The 21061-nt window shown below is 37.1% G+C and carries 16 protein-coding genes; 12 read left to right on the top strand and 4 right to left on the bottom strand.

Annotation, left to right across the window (positions count from 1 at the left end):
- The first annotated feature begins 46 nt into the window (after window positions 1-46).
- Window positions 47-1780: a phospho-sugar mutase gene (locus ABDV71_RS10300; protein WP_343532365.1), complete on the top strand. Its 1734-nt coding sequence runs from the start codon at window positions 47-49 to the stop codon at window positions 1778-1780.
- Between the two features lie 54 nt (window positions 1781-1834).
- On the top strand, window positions 1835-2803 hold the full coding sequence (locus ABDV71_RS10305) for a polysaccharide deacetylase (RefSeq protein ID WP_343532366.1): 969 nt from the start codon (window positions 1835-1837) through the stop codon (window positions 2801-2803).
- 51 nt (window positions 2804-2854) lie between these two features.
- On the opposite strand, the gene ABDV71_RS10310 is transcribed toward ABDV71_RS10305, so the two are convergent.
- The gene (locus ABDV71_RS10310) at window positions 2855-3427 is read right to left on the bottom strand and encodes a hypothetical protein (protein ID WP_343532367.1); all 573 of its coding nucleotides are present in this window, start codon (window positions 3425-3427) and stop codon (window positions 2855-2857) included.
- Window positions 3428-3889: 462 nt separating this feature from the next.
- Here ABDV71_RS10310 and ABDV71_RS10315 point away from each other — a divergent pair, with 462 nt between their 5' ends.
- The 5 genes from ABDV71_RS10315 to ABDV71_RS10335 all read left to right on the top strand — a co-directional run bounded on the left by ABDV71_RS10315 (window position 3890) and on the right by ABDV71_RS10335 (window position 13169).
- On the top strand, window positions 3890-5506 hold the full coding sequence (locus ABDV71_RS10315; protein WP_343532368.1) for a CTP synthase: 1617 nt from the start codon (window positions 3890-3892) through the stop codon (window positions 5504-5506).
- 21 nt (window positions 5507-5527) lie between these two features.
- Window positions 5528-7330, top strand: coding sequence for a membrane protein insertase YidC (gene yidC / locus ABDV71_RS10320; RefSeq protein ID WP_343532369.1), 1803 nt, complete (start codon window positions 5528-5530; stop codon window positions 7328-7330).
- Between the two features lie 220 nt (window positions 7331-7550).
- On the top strand, window positions 7551-10451 hold the full coding sequence (locus ABDV71_RS10325) for a prolyl oligopeptidase family serine peptidase (RefSeq protein WP_343532370.1): 2901 nt from the start codon (window positions 7551-7553) through the stop codon (window positions 10449-10451).
- A 126-nt stretch (window positions 10452-10577) separates the two neighbouring features.
- Window positions 10578-11735: a M14 family zinc carboxypeptidase gene (locus ABDV71_RS10330; protein ID WP_343532371.1), complete on the top strand. Its 1158-nt coding sequence runs from the start codon at window positions 10578-10580 to the stop codon at window positions 11733-11735.
- A gap of 156 nt (window positions 11736-11891) precedes the next feature.
- Window positions 11892-13169, top strand: a complete 1278-nt coding sequence (locus ABDV71_RS10335; protein ID WP_343532372.1) for a nucleoside recognition domain-containing protein — start codon at window positions 11892-11894, stop codon at window positions 13167-13169.
- A 76-nt stretch (window positions 13170-13245) separates the two neighbouring features.
- Here ABDV71_RS10335 and ABDV71_RS10340 read toward each other — a convergent pair whose 3' ends face one another.
- From ABDV71_RS10340 to ABDV71_RS10350, 3 genes are all read right to left on the bottom strand, one after another.
- Window positions 13246-14673, bottom strand: coding sequence for a SusD/RagB family nutrient-binding outer membrane lipoprotein (locus tag ABDV71_RS10340; RefSeq protein WP_343532373.1), 1428 nt, complete (start codon window positions 14671-14673; stop codon window positions 13246-13248).
- Between the two features lie 10 nt (window positions 14674-14683).
- On the bottom strand, window positions 14684-17944 hold the full coding sequence (locus tag ABDV71_RS10345; protein WP_343532374.1) for a SusC/RagA family TonB-linked outer membrane protein: 3261 nt from the start codon (window positions 17942-17944) through the stop codon (window positions 14684-14686).
- A gap of 105 nt (window positions 17945-18049) precedes the next feature.
- A complete protein-coding gene (locus ABDV71_RS10350; RefSeq protein WP_343532375.1) occupies window positions 18050-18493 on the bottom strand; it encodes a PaaI family thioesterase in 444 nt (147 codons plus the stop codon).
- A gap of 28 nt (window positions 18494-18521) precedes the next feature.
- Here ABDV71_RS10350 and ABDV71_RS10355 point away from each other — a divergent pair, with 28 nt between their 5' ends.
- The 5 genes from ABDV71_RS10355 to ABDV71_RS10375 all read left to right on the top strand — a co-directional run bounded on the left by ABDV71_RS10355 (window position 18522) and on the right by ABDV71_RS10375 (window position 21060).
- Window positions 18522-18923, top strand: coding sequence for an OsmC family protein (locus ABDV71_RS10355; protein WP_343532376.1), 402 nt, complete (start codon window positions 18522-18524; stop codon window positions 18921-18923).
- A 66-nt stretch (window positions 18924-18989) separates the two neighbouring features.
- Window positions 18990-19343, top strand: a complete 354-nt coding sequence (locus ABDV71_RS10360) for an S-adenosylmethionine decarboxylase (protein WP_343532377.1) — start codon at window positions 18990-18992, stop codon at window positions 19341-19343.
- On the top strand, window positions 19343-20647 hold the full coding sequence (locus ABDV71_RS10365) for a DUF4178 domain-containing protein (protein ID WP_343532378.1): 1305 nt from the start codon (window positions 19343-19345) through the stop codon (window positions 20645-20647). Before ABDV71_RS10360 ends, ABDV71_RS10365 begins: the two co-directional genes overlap by 1 nt.
- Window positions 20648-20654: 7 nt before the next feature.
- The gene (locus tag ABDV71_RS10370; RefSeq protein WP_343532379.1) at window positions 20655-20828 is read left to right on the top strand and encodes a hypothetical protein; all 174 of its coding nucleotides are present in this window, start codon (window positions 20655-20657) and stop codon (window positions 20826-20828) included.
- A gap of 7 nt (window positions 20829-20835) precedes the next feature.
- Entirely contained in the window at window positions 20836-21060 is a 225-nt protein-coding gene (locus ABDV71_RS10375; protein WP_343532380.1) for a DUF350 domain-containing protein, read from the top strand.
- The last annotated feature ends 1 nt before the right edge of the window (window position 21061 follow it).

A 21061-nucleotide genomic window follows, 5' to 3' on the forward strand; every position in this document is an offset into this window, starting at 1 on the left:
ACCGAATATTATTTGTTTCTCCTATCGACATTAACCTTAATTTAATATGCAATTAGATCAACAAACGCAAACGACCATACAAGCGTGGCTTGACGGAAATTACGACGAAATTACCAAATCAGATATTCAAAAATTGTTAGATCAGAAAGCTTATACTGAGCTCACTGATGCTTTTTACAAAAATTTGGAGTTTGGCACGGGTGGTTTAAGAGGGATTATGGGCGCCGGCTCTAACCGAATCAACAAATATACCATTGGTACGGCTACGCAAGGCCTAGCTAATTATTTATTAAAGAAATATCCAAGTGAGAAGATCTGTGTAGCCATTGCTCACGATAGCCGAAATAATTCGGACGTATTTGCCAAAATCACTGCTGATGTATTTTCGGCTAACGGCATTAAGGTATATTTCTTTTCGGCCTTGCGCCCTACTCCGGAGCTTTCTTTTGCCATTCGCGAACTGGGCTGTAAAAGTGGCGTAATGCTTACGGCTTCGCACAATCCTAAGGAATATAATGGTTATAAAGCTTACGGTGCTGATGGTGGTCAATTTACGGCTCCTGATGATAAAATGGTGATGGATGAAGTGGCTGCTATTCGAAGTATAGATGAAGTGAAGTTTGAAAGAGTGGATAGCAATGTAGAGTTGATTGGTGAAGACATTGACCAAAAATACCTGAACAAGATTACGGCGCTTTCTGTATCGCCCGATGCTATTGAAAGACAGAAGAATTTGAAAATAGTGTACTCTCCTATACATGGTACAGGTATTACTTTGGTGCCAAAAGCTTTGGAACAATTCGGTTTTACCAATGTAACCGTTGTGGAAGAACAAAGTAAACCTGACGGCAACTTCCCTACCGTGGTTTATCCAAATCCCGAAGAAAAGGAAGCTTTAACTCTAGCGCTTAAAAAAGCACAGGAAATAGATGCTGATTTGGTTTTGGCAACGGATCCAGATGCTGATCGTGTGGGTATTGCTGTTAAGAATACCGATGGCGAGTTTGTTTTGCTGAATGGTAACCAAACGGGAAGCTTATTGGTGAATTACATGTTAACTGCTTGGCAAGAAAAAGGCAAACTAACTGGAAAAGAATACGTGGTAAGCACTATTGTAACCACTAGTTTAATTAAAGCCATTTGTAAGGAAAAAGGCGTGGAGTATTTTGAAACACTTACTGGTTTTAAATGGATTGGTAAGGTAATGACGGAGCTTTTGGGTGAAAAGACCTTTATTGTGGGTGGCGAAGAAAGCTATGGGTACTTGGTCGGCGATTTGGTACGTGACAAGGATGCGGTGATTTCATGTGCCTTTATTGCGGAAATGACTGCTTTTTATAAAGACAAAGGCAGTAGCTTATTTGAGGCTATGATTGAAATGTACGTGAAATATGGCATGTACAAGGAAGATTTAGTAGCCATTACCAAAAAAGGAAAGACAGGTGCCGAGGAAATTAAAGCAATGATGGAGAAGTTTAGAAATAACCCTCCTGCTACGCTTGGAGGTTCTGCGGTAGTCACCTTAAAAGATTATGAACTCAATAAGGAAACCGACATCAAAACTGGTACTTCTAAAGAATTGGGGTTCCCTAAGTCGGATGTTTTACAGTTTATTACAGAAGATGGTAGCATCATTTCTGCACGTCCTAGTGGTACCGAGCCAAAAATAAAATTTTATTGTAGCGTGAACGAACCATTGGCTAATAAAGATGGCTTTAAGGCTACAGAGCAAATGCTAAATGAAAAGATAAAAACCATTATGCAAGATTTACAAGCATAAATGATAGGGCTTACGCTTTATAAGCGGTAAGCCCTATTTGAATCGTTCTCTAGAATGAAAAGATTTTTCTGCATACTTTTCTTCGTAATTGTTGGTTTCCAAAATGTTGGAGCTCAAAATACAGTTCGTAATTATGTGGTTAATTATGGAAGCGCTAATTATAAAGGCCAACAATTAGTTATTCTTCGGAAATTTCATCAACTTGGCAAAACAAAGTATCTTGCTGTCAATAGCAATAGCTTACAAACACTATTGCTTGATTCTTCAGCTGTTGCAGTAACTTCTTCCAATTGGTCGCAATTAAATCATACTTTTTCAAAAACACCTTATTTTAAAGCTATTTCCAAAGCCAATGCACAATCGTTTAGTATGCAAGATGCTGGGTTAATACACGGTTTTCCAAAGGAACAGGGCATTACCTTAACTATTGACCTATGTCCTTCCCACAAGCCCTTAGATAGAAATATCTTTTCTTCGTTGGTGATGGCTTACGCAAAAATTGAACAGCCTGTGCCAGTGGCTTTATCAATCTCGGGAAAATTCCTGCTCGCCCATCAAAACAACATCAATTGGTTGAAGCAGTTGGAAAACAGCGGACAAATTAAAATTACATGGATTAATCATACGTTTACCCATTATTATAACCCAAAGCAACCTTTAACGGATAATTTTCTGTTAAAACCTGGCACCAATATTTCATACGAGGTATTAGAATTGGAGAAAGCTTTGTTGAATAATGGTTCCATACCCTCGGTGTTTTTCCGGTTTCCTGGATTGGTTTCGGATAATATGGTGGTTCAAGCCATTACAGGTTTTGGTTTAATCCCTATAGGTAGTGATGCTTGGTTGGCTAAAGGCCAAGTGGCAAATAATGGTAGTATTGTGCTTATCCACGGCAATGGGAACGAGCCATTAGGTGTGCAAGATTTCATTAAGCTGTTGAATAGCAATAAAAATAAAGTGCTGAAGAAGCAATGGCTGATGTATGATTTAGGGGAAACGGTGAAAGATGAATTTCAGTGAGATTTGTATCAAACCTCGCAGGTTTTTAAAACCTGCGAGGTTGTTGAGTTTTTATCTAAAAACTTCGTCCCTAACTACTTTTGGTAATAACTTTTCCATAATAATTCTCTGTTCTGGCTCTATATTAATGAACTTCCAATTGGTATTGCCATTTGCAGATATTGCTACAGATTTCTTTTCTGCGTTAACATTGAAAAAACCTGAATCTTTGTTTAGGCTTACATTTTCACTTCCGTATTTATTTGCAAGTTCTATTTTTATTAAGTCATATTTGGTAGTATCCATTTGATTAAATTTCATTGCAATTTTAGAATTGTATTTAAAAACTACATAATGTTTGCCGTCTACTACTAAAGGTTCATTAAAGTTTTTTGTGGTAAAATCCAAAAACTTGAATGTAAATTCTCCAGAATAGAAAAGCTTGTTAAACATTTTTACCATATCGGCTTTTGGTGCAACTTTAAACAAATCTGGATGAACGTAGTCAAATGCTCTTTCTATTTCTCCATTACGCATTAAATCTCCAAAAGCTTTAAATTCAGTATTAATATTTTCTTTATAAGATTGCGAAAAGGCTGTAGTTATTAGGAATAAAAAGCTGAACGTTAAGAATAGTTTTTTCATCATCATTTTTAGAATTTGCCGCAATTTAAAATTTATTATTCAAACAAATCTCATAGGTTTTAAAACCTATGAGATTTGGATACCTGTTTGTCGTATAAATTTTGTTAAATAAACCTGATAGTAGCGAAAATACTTTGTTGGTAATACTATTATTCTGAATATAGTGAAGAATCTAATGTCAGGATATTAATTAAGTAGATTCCTCCTAAAGTAGGAATGACAAGCAATAAAATAGCGGATGGCAGGACCTGCAAGGTTTAGGTGGCGAAAAAGTAAGTCTTGATTTTAAAAACCAAAAAAAGATATAAACAGCACCTATTTTCAAATTATCATTTGTAGGTCAACACATTGCCGGTACAAAAAATATATTATCAACAGCGCAGAAACAACGGCAATATTTTCTTACCTTTGTATCCCGTACAAAAAGCAACAAAATGTATTTGTTGCACCAAAAATTCATTCATGACTAAGTATATTTTTGTTACGGGCGGTGTTACTTCCTCATTAGGAAAAGGCATCATCTCCGCTTCTTTAGCTAAACTTTTACAGGCCAGAGGTTACCGAGTAACCATCCAAAAATTCGATCCTTATATCAATATCGATCCGGGAACTTTGAATCCTTATGAGCACGGCGAATGTTTTGTTACCGAAGATGGCGCAGAGACAGACTTGGACTTGGGGCACTATGAGCGTTTCTTGAATGTTCCCACTTCGCAAGCCAACAACATTACTACAGGTCGTATTTACCAAAACGTCATCAATAAAGAGCGTCAAGGTGAATTTTTAGGGAAAACTGTACAAGTTGTTCCGCACATTACCGACGAAATTAAACGCAACATGCGTATTTTGGGTGAAAGTGGCGATTATGATATCGTAATTACTGAAATTGGCGGAACTGTTGGTGATATTGAATCGTTACCATTTGTAGAAGCGGTACGTCAGTTTAAATGGGAAGAAGGAAATAATAATGCCATCGTAATCCATTTGACCTTGGTGCCATTTTTGGCTGCCGCTGGTGAGTTGAAAACCAAGCCAACACAGCATTCTGTTAAAGCATTATTGGAATATGGTATCCAACCAGATATTTTGGTTTGTAGAACGGAACATCATATCAGTCAGGATATTAGAAGAAAAATTGCATTATTTTGTAACGTTAACATCAACGCGGTAGTCGAATCGATGGATGCATCAACTATTTATGATGTGCCTTTGTTGATGTATAAAGAGCAGCTGGACAAAACGGTATTGAGCAAATTAAAGCTTCCTACTAAGGCCGAACCTGACATGGAAAGCTGGAAAGATTTCTTAGGTCGTTTAAAAAATCCAACTTCTGAAGTGAAAATTGGTTTGGTGGGTAAATATGTTGAGTTGCCAGATGCTTATAAATCTATTACAGAGGCTTTTATTCATGCAGGTGCTAAAAATGAATGTAAAGTTCGCGTAGAATATATCCCTTCGGAGAGTATTTATGCGGAGAATGTAAAAGAAAAATTGGGTCATTTAGATGGCGTATTGGTGGCTCCAGGATTTGGTAGCCGTGGTATTGAAGGTAAAATTGACGCCATTAAATATGTAAGGGAAAACAATGTACCTTTCTTTGGGATTTGTTTGGGAATGCAGTGCTGCGTAATCGAATTTGGCAGAAACGTGTTAGGTTTAGCTAATGCCAATACTACTGAAATTGATGAAAATGCTCCTTATCCAGTAATTAATATGATGGAAGAGCAAAAAAGTATCACCACAAAAGGTGGAACCATGCGTTTGGGAGCTTATCCTTGCGATATTAAAAAAGGCACCAAAGCTTTTGCAGCTTATGGCAAGCAACATATATCTGAAAGACATCGCCATCGTTATGAGTTCAATAACAAGTATTTAGAGCAATATGAGGCAGCTGGAATGATTGCTTCGGGGATTAATCCAGAGAGTAATTTAGTGGAAATTGTGGAGTTGAAAAACCATCCTTTTTTCGTTGGTGGACAGTTTCACCCAGAATTAAAATCGACAGTTGCTAATCCTCACCCACTTTTTATTAAATTTGTCGCCGCTGCAATGGAGTATGCGAAAAAGAAAACGAATTAATAGTAGTATCAAAACAATATAATGGATAAAAATACCTTCACGGGTCTGTTCCTGATTATGATTATTTTGGCTGCTGGTGTGTTCTTTATGAGACCATCAGAAGCTGAAGTTAAAAGAGAACAACAGGTTCAAGACTCGATTAAAAGAGCAGGCACTAAGTCGGCTAACAATCAAGCAAAATCAGAGACGCTTAATACTGCAGCTGCCCCAACGGTAGACTCAGCAGCTTTAAAAGGTCCTTTTGGTGGCAACATCAATGGAACTGAGCAAACTAATACCTTAGAAAATGAAAACCTAAAAGTTACTTTCAGCAACTTGGGAGGTAAAATTCAATCTGTAGAGGTTAAAAACCAAGAAACCTATGGTAAACAACCTGTGGTTTTATTCAATGGTAATCAAAATAAGTTTGGCTTAAAACTTAACATCAACGGTAAAGTTGTTAATACCAACGATTTATATTTTACGGCAACAAAAACTGGCAGTGGCATTACCATGCGTGCCAACTATAGCGCTGATAAATATGTAGATTTCATTTATACCGTTCCTGCCAAAACTTATAATGTTGATTTTAACATTAGCCTTAATGGTTTAAACCAAGTATTGCAAGGAAACAACGTTGCTTTAAACTGGGAAACTACGTTATTGCAACAAGAAAAAGATGCTAAAAAAGAACAGGAACATTCAGGCCCTTACTTTAAGTATACGGAAGAAACTCCTGATCATTTGAATCTTCATAAGGATGAGAAAAAAGACCTTACAGAAGGTAAAATTGAGTGGTTTTCCTTTAAGCAACACTTTTTCACTTCGGTGTTAATTCCCGCGGTACCTTTCGAAAAAGGAGATTTAGAAGTTAAAGTAGTTACAGAGCCTGGAAAAATCAAATGGTACAATGCAAATATGCAATTGCCATTTAATCAATTAGCTGCTCAAAACTATAGCTTCAAATTTTATTTTGGTACCAACAAGTTCAATATCCTGAAAGACCAAGGTCATGAATTAGAGAAACAAATTGACTTGGGTTACTGGCCATTGAAATACATTAACCGTTTTGTGGTTTTACCTGTATTTAACTTCTTGGAAGGTTTTGGATGGGGCTACGGTCTGATCATTTTGGTGTTGACCATTCTTTTAAAACTTGCCATGTCGCCGTTGACTTACAAATCGTATGTTTCCATGGCGAAAATGAGGGTTTTAAAACCTGAAATGGACGAGATTAAAGCAAAAGTTGGTGAAGACAACCCTACCCTTTTACAACAAGAATATTTAAAGTTGTATAAGCAAGTAGGTGTTAATCCATTAGGTGGTTGTTTGCCAATGTTGCTACAATTACCTTTTGTAATGGCTTTCTTCTTCTTCTTCCCTAACCTATTTGAACTAAGAGGTGAAAGCTTTCTTTGGATGAAAGACCTTTCAACTTATGATAACTTCATCAACTTCGGTTTTAACGTACCGTTTATTGGCGACCACTTGAGTTTAATGTGTATTTTGATGACCATTTCTACATTGATCTACACTTACTTTAACAACCAAATTTCGGGTGCTACCGGTCAAATGAAATATATTGGCTATATCATGCCGATCATTTTCTTAGGGGTGTTAAACAGCTACCCTTCTGGTTTGAACTACTATTACTTCTTGGCAAACATGTTGACTTTCTTGCAACAGTTTATTATTAGAAAAATGGTAAATGATGATAAAATTCACGCGATATTGCAAGACAATAAAGCAAAACCAAAAGTTGAGAAAAAGAAATCTGGCTTCCAAGCTCGTTTAGAAGACTACATGCGTCAACAACAGCAACAAGCAAATCAGAAAAAGAAATAAGAAACATCACAACAAAACAAAACAAAACAAATAAATGAAAAGCACCAGTAATGGTGCTTTTTTCGTTTATGGGAATAATGTTGTAATTGGTTGGGGTTAAAAGGTGCGAGCATATACCCATGGCTTATGTAAAATTTACCTTAACATTTGCTTAACGGCACTTTTATTATCATTTTTAACTTAAATTAACCAGCAAATTAAACTGACTTTTTAAAATAACATGCAAAAGAAACTCTTTTTGTTTTTTGTGCTATTCAGCAGCGCTGTATATGCACAAAAAAAGCCTCTAGATCATAGTGTTTATGATGGATGGGAATCTGTAGGTAGCAAACAACTGTCGAACAATGGTGTATGGGCAGCTTATACTATTAATCCTCAAGAAGGCGACGGTAATTATTATTTTCAAGAAACCATTACACCTAGTGGACGTAAAATAAAAATACCTAGAGGTACCAACCTTACGTTTAGCAACGATTCTAAATTTGCTGCGCTTGCTATTAAGCCACTTTTCAAGGAAGTAAGAATGGCTAAAATCAAAAAGAAAAAGCCCGAAGAGCAGACAAAGGATACGTTGGCGATTTTAAATTTAACTACATTAAACGTGACCAAAGTGCCCCGCGTTAAATCGTTTTCTTTTCCTGAAAAAGGTACTTCTGTGATTGCGTATAATCTAGAAAAGCCTTTAGATACAACAAAAAAAGCTAGACCATCAACGTCTCCAACAGAACAAAAAAATGATTTGGATTGGCTTTTTGCAGATGAAACTCCAGGTGGAGGCGCGGCATCCAAAGAAGGATCTGATTTAATCGTTAAAAATCTAACTACAGGTGTTGAAAAGACTTATAAGTATGTAACTGACTATGCTTTCAGTAAAAATGGTAAGTTGTTGGTTTTTGCTGCTTCAGGCTCTAAAAAAGATGCAGCTGCTAAGCATGGTGTGTTTTTGTTAGATACCGAAAAATGGACCTTAAAAACTTTGGTTAAAGATAAAGGCAATTTTAAAGGGTTCACTTTTGATGATGACAGTGAACACTTGGCATTTTTAGGGGAAACAGATCCAGAGAAGAAGGAAATTAAAGATTATAACATTTATTATAACTCATTGACCTTAGATACTGCTCAAATTTTAGTAGACAATGAATCTACTGGCTTGCCAGATAAGTATGTGGTAAGTGGCGATGGAAGGGTTAACTTCAGCAAGGATGGCTCGAAGCTATTCTTTGGTATTGCTCCCGTTAAAAAGCCAAAAGATACTACTTTGGTAGATTTTGAAAATGCTAAGCTTGATATTTGGGGCTATAAAGATGATTATTTGCAAACGGTGCAATTGAAGAACGCCGACAGGGAATCTAAAAAAACATACCTTTCTGCCATTGATGTTTTCAGTTCAGATCCTAAAGTTATTCCATTAACAGATGTGAAATTGCCGGAGGCTAGCTTGGTAAATGAAGGTGATGCTTCTTATGTATTGGCGTCAACAGATTATGGCAACCGCATCGCTTCTCAATGGACAGGCAGCACCAAAAGAGATTATTATTTGGTAGATGTTAAAACGGGTAGCCGTAAGAAAATCATTGAAGGCTTAAACGGTAATGTTCAGGCATCACCTAAAGGTCAATATATTCTTTATTTCAACAAAGAAAACGGCAATTGGTACACTTATCAAGTGGCTACGTCTAAAGTAACGTTGTTGAACAACAATATGTCGGTAAAATTTGCCGACGAAGAGAATGATGTTCCTGATTTTGCTAATAGCTATGGAATGGCTGGCTGGACCGAGGAAGATAAATTGGTGTTGATCAACGATCGTTATGATGTTTGGGCTTTCTCTCCTGATGGAAAATCAGCTCCTAAAAACATCACCATTGGTTTTGGTCGTTCAAATAATATTACCCTTCGTGTAGAAAGAATTAGTGTAGGAGGTGATAGGATGATGGGCATGAGGAATACTGGCGGTAATAGCGACGATCGTTTCTTCAAAAAGAATGAAGTACTCTATTTTGATGGTTTCAATAACGCAACTAAAGAAAATGGTATCTTCCGTAAAGCGATTAACGATAATAAACTACCTGAACAATTGGTGATGGAAAAAGCTAAATTTTCTTCATTGGGTAAAGCTAAAGATGCCGATTTGTTTATCTACGATAAAGGAAGTTACATTAATTCTCCGGATGTTTATATTTCAAAAGATTTTAAAACGGCAACCAAATTAAGCAGTACCAATCCTCAACAAGCTAATTACAACTGGGGAACTTCTGAATTGGTGAAATGGACTACTCCAAAAGGATATAAATCGGAAGGTATTTTATACAAACCAGAAAATTTTGATCCGAATAAGAAATATCCAATGATCGTATATTTCTATGAGAAACTTTCTGACGGATTGTATACTTATCAGGCGCCTGCCCCTACGCCATCACGTTTAAATATTCCTTTCTTTGTAAGTAATGGGTATTTGGTTTTCACTCCTGATATTAGTTATGAAGTTGGTCATCCAGGAAAATCAGCAGAAGAGTTTATCAATTCGGGTATTGAATATTTGAAAAAGAATGCTTGGGTTGATGGTACTAAAATTGGTATCCAAGGGCAAAGCTGGGGCGGTTATCAAGTGGCGCACTTGATTACTGTAACCAATATGTATGCTGCTGCTTGGGCTGGTGCGCCTGTGGTAAATATGACCTCTGCTTATGGTGGTATTCGTTGGGAAAGCGGTATGAACCGTCAGTTCCAATATGAGAAAACACAAAGCAGAATTGGAGCTACTTTATGGGAGAAACCTGAGTTGTATATCCAAAACTCGCCTTTATTCAATTTCCCTAAAGTAAATACACCAGTAGTAGTAATGGCAAATGATGCTGACGGTGCAGTGCCATGGTACCAAGGTATTGAAATGTTCACTGGCTTGCGTCGTTTGGGCAAACCAGTTTGGTTATTGAACTATAATAATGAAGCACACAACTTGGTGCAACGTCAAAATAGAAAAGATATCCAAATTCGTGAGCAGCAGTTTTTCGACTACTACCTGAAAGGTGCCAAAGCACCAGTTTGGATGGTAGGTGGTATTCCTGCTACCGAAAAAGGTAAAACTTGGGGTTTTGAATTAACTGACGAGAAACCTTAATTACTTTGTCATTTCGAGCGAAAGCGAGAAATCTTAGTAACATTATTTAGATCGCCATTGCGAGTAAGGAAGTAATCTTCACTTCCCCCACCTGCAATGGCGATTTTTCTTTAACTTCGATTTCAAATGAATATCCAAACCATCTTAACCAATTATTCTAGCTTCGAAGAAAAGACCTTGACCAATCGTTTTTTCAAACATGCAGATATTACGCCATTAATAGACCAGCTACCTGCCACATTTTCAATTCGCACACTTGGAAACTCTGTAAAGGGAAGAAGCATTAGCGCTGTAAAATGGGGAAATGGTGAAACTAAAGTAATGTTATGGAGCCAAATGCATGGCGATGAAGCTACAGGAACCATGGCTTTATTTGATTTATTCAACTTCCTGAAGTTGGATAACGAAACAGTAAAGCTGCTTCACAAAAACTGTCAGCTGTTGATGATTCCCATGGTAAATCCAGATGGTGCTGCCATGTTCACTCGTAGAAATGCACAGCAAATTGACATCAATAGAGATTTTATCCAAACCGCTAGTCCCGAAGGAAAAATATTAAAGCAAAGCAGGGCTGATTTTGAACCTGTTTTTGGTTTTAATTTGCATGACCAAACTACCTTATGGAGTGTTGATGAAACGTTAAAACCTGCCACCCTTTCCTATTTAGCGCCAGCTTATGATAAAGCCCTTTCTGTAGATCATACCCGTGAAAATGCCATGTTGGTAATTGCAGATATGTTCAAGGAGCTTGATTTATTATTGCCTCAGCACATCGGGCTTTTTGATGATGAATACGAGCCTCGAGCGTTTGGTGATAATTTTCAAAAAGCAGGCACTTCTACCATCTTGATTGAGGCTGGAGGGTATTTAAATGATCCAGAAAAGCAGCAGATAAGGAAATATTATTTCGCTTCTATCCTATCAGGGTTAATTTCAATTGCCAGTAAAAGTTATGAAAAGCAGAACACAGCTAATTACTTCAATATCCCTCAAAACAACAAGCAAATTTTCCACATCCTTATCCATAATCTGGTTTTAGATGGTATTCAAGTTAGCGTAGGCATCAACTATGATGAATGTCCAAATATAGATGGTATGAGTACTTATAAATCTTATAGTATACAAGATATTGGCGATTTGAGTTTTTGTGATGCTTACGAGGTTTATGATGCACAACACTGTGAGTTAAAAGGATCAATCAAGTTTAATAAAGCAGCCGATTTTGAATTACTAAAGGAAGGGCAAATTATTTTAGCTTTCAAAGAAGGAAGTTTAACGGTATAGTTTTCTTTACCACAGATGCACAGATATGTTTATTACCAAATGCTTAGAAACTTAAATTAGTGTATCTGTGGCTGCAAAATTTTTAATTAAATCCATTAGTATATGCGGTAAAATACCGCAAAAACACTAAATTCAACGCATAAAACTAAACAACAAATGGCATTAAGTAGAATTTGGTCCGCATTTATCATTGTTGCTATTGTAGTAGCGGCAATTAAATGTTTCTTTTTTGGACAAACGGAAATTTTTAGCTGGATGGTGATTGGCAAAGCCGATGATCCTACCAACTTAACCAAGGTTGACGGCGTCATACAAACCTGTTGGAATGCCGTAGAAATGTGCTTAAAACTAATTGGTATTTTAGCATTCTTTATGGGCTTGATGAGCATTGCCGAAAAAGCAGGCGGCATTCGTTTATTGTCGAGAATTGTGGGACCTTTTTTTTCAAAATTATTTCCCGAAGTACCTAAAGGACATCCCGCTACTGGACACATGGTGATGAATTTTTCGGCCAATTTATTGGGCTTGGATAATGCAGCTACTCCCTTTGGTTTAAAAGCTATGGAAAGCCTGCAGGAGCTTAATCCTAATAAATCAACTGCAAGTAATTCGCAAATTATGTTTCTATGCTTGCACGCAGCTGGACTAAGTTTAATCCCCGTAAGTGTGATTGCCTTGAGAGCTTCTTCCAATGCTTCAGATCCTACCGATATTTTTATCCCTTGTTTGATTGTCACCTTTGTAGGTACATTAACTGCAATGCTAATCGTTTCTTTCAAACAAAAAATCAATATTTTCCAACCCGTTATTTTGGGATGGATTTTAAGCATTAGTGCTGTAATTGGTCTATTGGTTTGGTATATTACCACTTTAGGTTCCAAGGAAATTACCTCGTTCTCTGGTTTACTGAGCAGTGGTGTCATTTTATTTATTGTACTGGCTATTTTATTAGGTGGTGTTTATAAAAAGATTGATGTTTTTGATGCTTTTGTTGACGGCGCCAAAGGTGGATTTGAAACAGCAGTAAAAATCATCCCCTATTTAGTTGGGATGTTGGTCGCCATTAGCATGCTACGTACCAGCGGTACTTTTGATGTGGTCATTTTAGGGATTAAAAATTTCTTTACCTTTTTAGGTGCAGATACCAGATTTGTAGAAGCCTTACCTACCGCGTTGATCAGACCTTTAAGCGGTGGTGGTGCCAGAGGTATGATGGTGGATACCATGACTGCTTATGGGCCAGATTCTTTTGCCAGCAGATTATCGGGTATTTTCCAAGGTGCAGCCGATACCACTTTTTACGTAATTGCAGTTTATTTTGGTTCAGTTTCGGTTAAGAACACTCGTTATGCCGTGGGTACCATGTTGCTGGCAGATTTAGCTGGTGTTTGTACGGCTATTGGTTTGGCTTATTTATTTTTTGGGAATAGTTAGATAGATTTCAAATTTCATTCTATAAAAAATAAAAGCGCTACATTAACCAATGTAGCGCTTTTATTTTAGGTATTAATTATGGCTTATCCCACCAAACCCTCGTATTTAGTCCATCTGACCCCCCATAAGGAAATGCAGCTACTGCTGCGTTATAACTGGCTCGATTAATTTGAGGTTCATTTACTGGATATCCTTCCCTTCTAGGAATTTGATCTCCATTGGCTCCAGGTGCAGCAGTTAGTACTGGATAGCCAGTTCTCCTCCATTCTGCCCAACCTTCGTAACCATGTAAAAATAGGTGAACCCATCTTTGAGTGGCTATTTGTTGTATAGCGTTGGTTGGATTATAAATTACGCTAGCATTTGTCAAATATGCAGTTGCCCCTGTGGTGGCACCTGTCCATTGTCTAATCGACTCTGTTATGGCGTTGTTATAGTTTGTAGCTGCTGTTACATCCCCTCCGGCAATCCAAGTCAGTTTAGCGGCCTCAGCCATTGCAAATAAAGCCTGTGCATATGTAACCAGATAAACTGGAGAATCCTGCTTACGTAAATTTGCGCCCAACAAAGAAAAATTTGCTGGTGGAGAGTCGGTTGATAAACCGTAAGCCAAACCTACATAGTCATTACTAGCACTTGCTTTATCCGCAAAAATAGGTAGTCTTGGATCCGATAGAGGTTTCATGTAATCTACTATGGGTTTACTTACCGCATACCACTGTCTGCCCAAATTGGTAAAAGAGTTAAACCAAAAGTTTTGCTGAGCGGCTTGAGCTAAATGCGGAAAAGAAAAATTATCAGCATTAGAAGTCATAATTCCATTGGCTAATGCTTTGTTAAATTCTGCTTTACCTGTAGTAGGATCAACCTTCGAAAGTCGTAAAGCCATTAACATATGGATGGTATTCCCTAATTTTTTCCATTTTTCTATGTTGCCCGCATACATGATATCATTTTTGATATTTCCCGCTGCAGTAATAACAGTGATATGGGCATTAGCTTCATCTAGAAGTTTAAATAAACCATTATAAATATCCTGTTGTTTGTCATATTTAGGTACATAGTTAGCATCCCCTTTAAGTGATTCTGAAAAAGGAATATCTCCCCACCTATCTGTCATATGCCAAAAGATATATGCTTTTAGAATTTTTGCCACTGCTTTTTGGTGCTCTATAGGACCTTCCGAAGGCTCCAAAGTGGAATTTAATGCGGTTTCCAAATTGAGAAGTGCACCATACCAAGAAGCAAAACTAAAGTTTGTTTCTATGTAGCGAGCATTATTTGGAAATGTTGTGAGTGATAAATATTGTGGGTAGTGCACTCCGTAAGCATTAGAACTTATTCCTGGCAGATACAACATAGTGTTTGCCATAAGCCTTGTCCCAGAGGCTTTGCTTGCATTATTTGGGTCTTTGTTGAGATTTTCATCGAACTTAGTACAGCCCGAAAATGCTAATCCCAATGATAATGCAAGAATTAGTGTTTTTATAATTGAATTTTTCATTGTCATTACGTTAAAATTTAACACTTAGGTTAAAGCCAAATGATCTTACTGTTTGTAGTTCTCCTTTTTCAATCCAACTGATAGAAGCGCTTCCTGAAGATAGTTCTGAAGGATCGACACCTTTTGGAGCATCCTGCCATATCATTAAAGGATTACGGGCAATAGCAGCTATTCTAAAAGATGAGAAAGGTGTTTTAGCTAAGATTTTATTAGGTAAGGTGTAGCCTAATGATACTTCTCTAAGTTTGATGTATGAGGCATCGTAGATCCATTCGTCGTAAATATATGTACCTAATCTATTTCTGTAATATTCTCTAGCATCAACATAGCCGGTAAATTCTTGGCCTCCTACATTTGTTGGCGTACCATTAATGGTTTTCATTGTGCCCGGAGCATAAATTCCATTTATTTTTATACCGCCGCCATTAGTTAAGAGATCTCTAATATTGGCGCCTCTATCGTTCATTGCAGCGGTGATTTCTGCAGTTCCCGCTTTAGCCGCGAGCATGTTTGTCCAGCTCATAAATTTTCCACCTTTCTGAAAGTCGATCATTATTCCTAGATCGATATTCTTGTATTGAAAAGTATTTCTAAAGCCTCCTGTGAAATCAGGAATAGCTGATCCAAAGTTAACTCCCAATTGGCGTATTGGTTGATCAGCGTTATCTAGCAAAATTTTTCCGGTAGCAGGATCTTTGGCATATCCTGGGCCTACAATTGAACCAAACTCTTTACCTTCCTCAGCATATAAGTATACCGTTTGACTAGAATAGACATTACTGCCTAGCGTTAACAATTTAACATCCGGATGTAGTTCTTCAACTTTATTATTGTTCTTGTTGAAATTGATAATCGTGTTCCATGTAAAGTTTTTTGATTTTATAGGAATAGCGTTTAACGATAACTCAATCCCCTTGTTTCTAATTTTACCAGCGTTAATTACTGTTGACGTATATCCACTAGCAGGCGAAACCGTTAGGTTAATAATTTGATTCTTGTTTAGTTGGTTATAGTAAGTGAAATCTATTCCAATTCTATTATTAGCGAAACTCAAATTGGTACCTATTTCAAATGAATTAGCAAATGAAGGTTCAATATTTGGATTTCTTAATGTGCTTGGTAAAGTCTGAGTATTAATTACTGGTGTTCCAGTATAAACTGTACCCGCTACATATATTGGCGAAATTTCGTAAGCAGATAGGTCGGAACCCGCTACTGCATATGACATACGAAGTTTACCAAAACTTAAAGGTTTCCATTTTAGCAATTCGCTGAATACAATACTACCAGAAACAGACGGGTACACATATGAGTTGTTATTGCTAGGCAAAGCAGAAGAAACATCGTTCCTAATGGTTGCATCTACAAAATAGATATCCTTATATCCGAAGGAAGCCATTGCATACATACTCCTTACTTGTTTCTTTCTTAGATAGTTGCTTACATTTGGTCTATCGATTGACGCCGCAATATTGTACCATCCTGGACTTACCAAGCCTCCAGCTGTAGATTGTGATAGGTAAGAATATTCTTGAGTGAGCAAGTTCGCTCCAGCATTAACATTTAAGGAGATGTCTCCAAAAGTCTTATTGTACTGTGCTAGAAACTCGTAATTGTTTTCTGTGTTTTGATATTTTCCTTCGGAGTATGCATCTGCAGCCCCACTGATGATACGGCCTCCCAAAGCTCTATAGTTTCTTAAACGTTGAGTGTACATATCCGACCTTACAAATCCAGATAGTTTTAACTCTGGTAATATTTGGTACGACAAATTGATGTCCCCGAAAAACCTATCTCTATCATCTAAGTTTAGGTTTTCATAGGCATCAAAATAAGGGTTATTCCAATCTGAGGGGTTGTTTGTTAGAATAATACCAGTGGTTGCCGCTGCTGTACTTGGATTAACGTTCCAGTTTTTTATGGTACCATCTGGATACTTATAATTTTTTAATTCGTTAATATCAATGTTGCGTTGGAACCATTGCGACGCACCAGTGAAGGATCCTTGATAACCTTGTACAGGTCTTGTACCGTTATTATTCGCGTAATTTAAATTAGCTCCTGCTGTTAACTTTTCGGTAATCTTAATTGAAGATGATAGACCAAAATTGTTTCTCTTTAGATTGGTATTTGGATAGGTTCCTTTGATATAAGTATTGTTGTAACTTAATCTTAAATTGGCTTTTTCATTACCTCCCGTAACGGTTATGCCGTTATTGGTATTAAAACCAGTCTCAAAAAAATCTTTGATATTATTTGGTTGTGGCACAAAAGGAGTTAGCTGCCCAAACCTTGAATCCTGTGGGTAGTATGAAAAATACATCCTTACTGGAGTTCCATCCATTTTTGGACCCCAGCTTTCATCATTGCCATTCACATATTTTTGTCCAGAAAGTGGTGTAGTAGCTCCAAAAGTTAGAAATGTTTGATTGTTTCCTACACCATATATATTTTGCATAGGTGTAAAGTTTCCTACTTTCTCAATCATGTTGGAAGTGGTAAATTCCACAGATGTTTTTCCGGCTTTACCTTTTTTAGTGGTGTATAAAATAGCACCATATTGGCCTCTAGCACCATATAATGCTGCCGCTGCTGGACCCTTTAAAACACTAATGCTTTCAATATCTTCTGGGTTTAAATCTTGGGCTAAGTTTCCTAGATCGACTCCATTAGCATCGGAATTACTGAAATTCCCATTGTTAAAAGGTGTACCGTCTACAACGATTAAGGGTTGTCCACCACCAGTTACGGAATTTACTCCCCTCAATTTGATTTTCTGAGTCCCACCCAGGCTTGCGCCTGAAGAGCCCGTAACTTGTGCACCAGCCACTTTACCAGCCAAAGCACCGATAACATTATTGTCTTTGGTCATGGTTAAATCTTCACCTTTAACCTCTTGTACCGCGTAACCAATTGATTTTGTGGAACGCTTAATACCAAGTGCAGTAACGACTACACCTTCTAATGTTTGTGAATCTTCGGATAAAACGACATTAATCGTTAACTGATTTCCTACGGTGACTTCTTTGGTTGCATAGCCGACGTAGCTAAAAACCAATACCGAACTGTTTGATGGGACATTGATGGTGAAATTACCATCGGCGCTGGTTGCTACGGTGTTGCCGGTTTGCCCCTTTACCGAAACACTGGCACCTGGAATTCCTTTTCCATTAGATGCATCTGTTACTTTACCTCTTACGGTTTTTTGTGCGTAAGTAAATAGCGTAAGCAGCAGCAAACCCAACAAGGTTAGCGTAAACTTTTTGTTCATGGTTTGTTTTGTTAGTTGATTGATTAGTTGATTGTCAACTGAATATACGCACAATTACGCAAACTTCATTACAAACCTTTATTTTTTGTTAAATTTTCTTTTTTGTTAGCCTACGTTTAACATATTCGAATATCCTCTGGCAATTAGCCGATTTTTACTAGACAAATACACTTCGCATTGCAAATTGATAATGGTTCTTCCTTGCTTGATTATGCTTGTTTTTGCGGTAATTATATCTCCCTCTTTGGCGGGTGCAAAGTAATCGATATTATTGTTCACCGTAGTAAAAGCATGTGCTAGATCTAAGGTAAAAACCGTGGCCCCTATCAAGTCGTCGATAATTCCGGCAGTAACGCCGCCATGTAGAATGCCATATGGATTGGTCATTTCTTTTCTTACCACATAACTGCAATGTAGACTACCCTTTTCGGCAGCAATTACGGTTGGTTTTAACCAGTTCATATAATTGGAAGGTGAGTTTTGTACTTCCTTTCCAACAAAGGATTGAAAAATTTTTAATCTGTCGTTAGCGTGGTTTTGTTGTTCCATTTCATAAATTTAGGCAAAAAATAGAAACATGAGTAAAAAGCAGATTACCGCCGTAGTAGAGCTGGACAGATCGAGATATAAAACTAAAGTTTTTGCCGACGGGCATTTTATTTATGCCGATGAGCCCGAGGAATTAGGCGGAAGTGATGAAGGAATGGCTCCAGGAGCTTTATTGTTGGCGAGTTTGGGCAGTTGTACGGCTATTACCATAAGAATGTATGCTGATAGAAAACAATTTCCTTTAGAAACCATCACCGTTAATTTGGCTATCTGTGCCGAAGAAGAAATGGATAAGGGTACGGTAATAGAAAGAGAAATTAAATTTACTGGAGATTTGGATGAAGACCAAATCAAGCGTTTAATGATTATTGCAGACAAATGCCCTATTCATAAGATTTTAAGCAACCCGATAAGGATTGTGACCCGTTAGTGTTCTAATTTTATTCAGACTTTGAGATTTCAAAATATTAGCTATTTTTGAAGGAACAAACGCTTTATGAAATATAGTCCTGGTTTACATATCCTATCAGAATTTACTTCTAACCAAACGCATCTGTTGTTTAATTCTGATCAATTTAGAGCATTATTTGATCAATTGATAGTAGCAAACCAACTCGACAAAGTGGGTGAAGTTTATCATGATTTTGAAAACGGTGGCTTTACTGCTGTAGTCTGTTTAACAGAGTCCCACATGTCTATCCATACATGGCCAGAGTATAAACTGGCTACTTTTGATGTTTTCCTTTCTAATTATAAGCGTAATAATAGTGATAAAGTGAAACGCATTTATCAATCTGTATTGTCTTTTTTTGATGGTGTTGAAATGCAGAAAAATGAAATAGTGCGCTAATGAAAACACTCAACCTCTCTTCATTTCCTATTAGCGAAACCATTATATGTCCACAGTGTGATAAACAGAATGTAGTTTATCATCTTACTGATTGTGACTATATCGTATGCCAAAATTGTTCGGCATATTCGAAACGCACCATTGGAAAGGAATTTCAATTTAAAAGGAAGTTAAATAGATTAGAATTTACTCCCGTTCTCAAAATAGGTTCTGTTGGTGTTATAGATAACGACGAATTTAAAGTCATTGCTTATTTTGAAAAAAGAGAGCGAGGTACGTCGTACAAATGGCGTGAGTACAGTTTGTTCAGCTTCCAGAAAGGTTATGCCACACTTTCAGAATTTGATGGGCATTGGAGTATCATTAGAGGAAAAGAGTTTTTTCCAGATTTAGCAGATTTATCAAGTAATTACAATTCGAGCATTAGGTATTTAAACTCCGATTTTCATCTATTTAATAAATATACGCCGGAGGTTATTGCGGCAGTTGGCGAATTTGGGGAAGATATTTTAGGTGGTAAAATCAAGGCGGTTGAGTTTGTGAGTCCGCCATTGATGATTGTAAAGGAAAAGCAGGGAAATAAATCAGATTATTATTTGGGTGAATACATGGAACCTAAAGTTATTGCCGAAGCTTTTGGTGTAGATGAACGTACATTACCAAGCAAGGTAGGAATAGGTGCCATACAACCTTCTAAATACCTTGATAAGTGGAATTCATTGTTTATTCTAACGGGAATAGCGATTATAGGGGTGTTGTTGATTCACTTATTGATTGGAAATCTCAAACCTGAAAAGGAATTATTTTATGAGAGTTTTCAATTAACACATAGTCAGGCAAATGGTAAGGACGTGATTAAATCATTCGCTAGTCCTAGTTTTGAGATTACGGATGACTACTCGAATTTAGAATTCTATATCAATTCCGCTGTTTCAGACAATTGGCTTGAAGCATCGATGGTGCTGGTTAACGAAAAGGACAACCGTACTTGGGAAGTCTCCAAGGGCTTCGAGTATTATTCAGGAGTTGCAGAGGGAGAAGCTTGGTCTGAAGGTGAGAGATATGCAGAAGTAATGTTGTCGAATATTCCTAAAGGTAAATACCATATTAATATTTACCCCTATTCAGGAGATCCTAATAGAGATGTTTTATTGGTGAAAGTTACAGCAAACTCCAGCATGTGGCGAAATACTTTATTAACCTGCTTGGCACTATGTTTATACCCCGCTTATTGTTGGTACAGAATGAGAAACTTTGAGAAGAAAAGATGGGATAACAGTAATTATTCACCTTTTGTAAGTTAAATAGCCGATGAAAATTAAGCCAATTAGATTTTACCTCATCCTAATGATAGTAGCCATTGCCGCTTATTCGTTAAGCCTTTGGTGTGGCTATGCATTTTACAATGACAAAGTAGAAAAGAATACAGAATATGAAGGCAGTAGAGGCCGTTCTGGATATGTAAATAGATTTTACCATAAATAAACTAAATATGAGCTTAAATGAATTAATTAGTATTAAATACATCATTGCATCTGTTGTATATTCTTTTATTGGGATATTGGTACTCATTGTTTCTTTTTGGATAATTGAGAAAATTACACCAGAAAACCTTTGGAAAGAAATATTGGATAAACAGAACAAAGCGCTTGCTATCGTTTTTGCGGCGTTCATTATTGCTATCGCTATCATTATCAGTTCGGCGATCCATAGTTAAA

Origin of the sequence: Pedobacter sp. (assembly GCF_039594775.1) — a bacterium.
Classification (GTDB): Bacteria; Bacteroidota; Bacteroidia; order Sphingobacteriales; family Sphingobacteriaceae; genus Pedobacter.

What these genes read in the sequence shown, in the direction of transcription:
- ABDV71_RS10300 (WP_343532365.1), top strand. Translation starts at nt 47, where the DNA reads ATGCAATTAGATCAACAAACGCAAACGACCATACAAGCGTGGCTTGAC.
- ABDV71_RS10305 (WP_343532366.1), top strand. Translation starts at nt 1,835, where the DNA reads ATGAAAAGATTTTTCTGCATACTTTTCTTCGTAATTGTTGGTTTCCAA.
- ABDV71_RS10310 (WP_343532367.1), bottom strand. Translation starts at nt 3,427, where the DNA reads ATGAAAAAACTATTCTTAACGTTCAGCTTTTTATTCCTAATAACTACA.
- ABDV71_RS10315 (WP_343532368.1), top strand. Translation starts at nt 3,890, where the DNA reads ATGACTAAGTATATTTTTGTTACGGGCGGTGTTACTTCCTCATTAGGA.
- yidC (WP_343532369.1), top strand. Translation starts at nt 5,528, where the DNA reads ATGGATAAAAATACCTTCACGGGTCTGTTCCTGATTATGATTATTTTG.
- ABDV71_RS10325 (WP_343532370.1), top strand. Translation starts at nt 7,551, where the DNA reads ATGCAAAAGAAACTCTTTTTGTTTTTTGTGCTATTCAGCAGCGCTGTA.
- ABDV71_RS10330 (WP_343532371.1), top strand. Translation starts at nt 10,578, where the DNA reads ATGAATATCCAAACCATCTTAACCAATTATTCTAGCTTCGAAGAAAAG.
- ABDV71_RS10335 (WP_343532372.1), top strand. Translation starts at nt 11,892, where the DNA reads ATGGCATTAAGTAGAATTTGGTCCGCATTTATCATTGTTGCTATTGTA.
- ABDV71_RS10340 (WP_343532373.1), bottom strand. Translation starts at nt 14,673, where the DNA reads ATGAAAAATTCAATTATAAAAACACTAATTCTTGCATTATCATTGGGA.
- ABDV71_RS10345 (WP_343532374.1), bottom strand. Translation starts at nt 17,944, where the DNA reads ATGAACAAAAAGTTTACGCTAACCTTGTTGGGTTTGCTGCTGCTTACG.
- ABDV71_RS10350 (WP_343532375.1), bottom strand. Translation starts at nt 18,493, where the DNA reads ATGGAACAACAAAACCACGCTAACGACAGATTAAAAATTTTTCAATCC.
- ABDV71_RS10355 (WP_343532376.1), top strand. Translation starts at nt 18,522, where the DNA reads ATGAGTAAAAAGCAGATTACCGCCGTAGTAGAGCTGGACAGATCGAGA.
- ABDV71_RS10360 (WP_343532377.1), top strand. Translation starts at nt 18,990, where the DNA reads ATGAAATATAGTCCTGGTTTACATATCCTATCAGAATTTACTTCTAAC.
- ABDV71_RS10365 (WP_343532378.1), top strand. Translation starts at nt 19,343, where the DNA reads ATGAAAACACTCAACCTCTCTTCATTTCCTATTAGCGAAACCATTATA.
- ABDV71_RS10370 (WP_343532379.1), top strand. Translation starts at nt 20,655, where the DNA reads ATGAAAATTAAGCCAATTAGATTTTACCTCATCCTAATGATAGTAGCC.
- ABDV71_RS10375 (WP_343532380.1), top strand. Translation starts at nt 20,836, where the DNA reads ATGAGCTTAAATGAATTAATTAGTATTAAATACATCATTGCATCTGTT.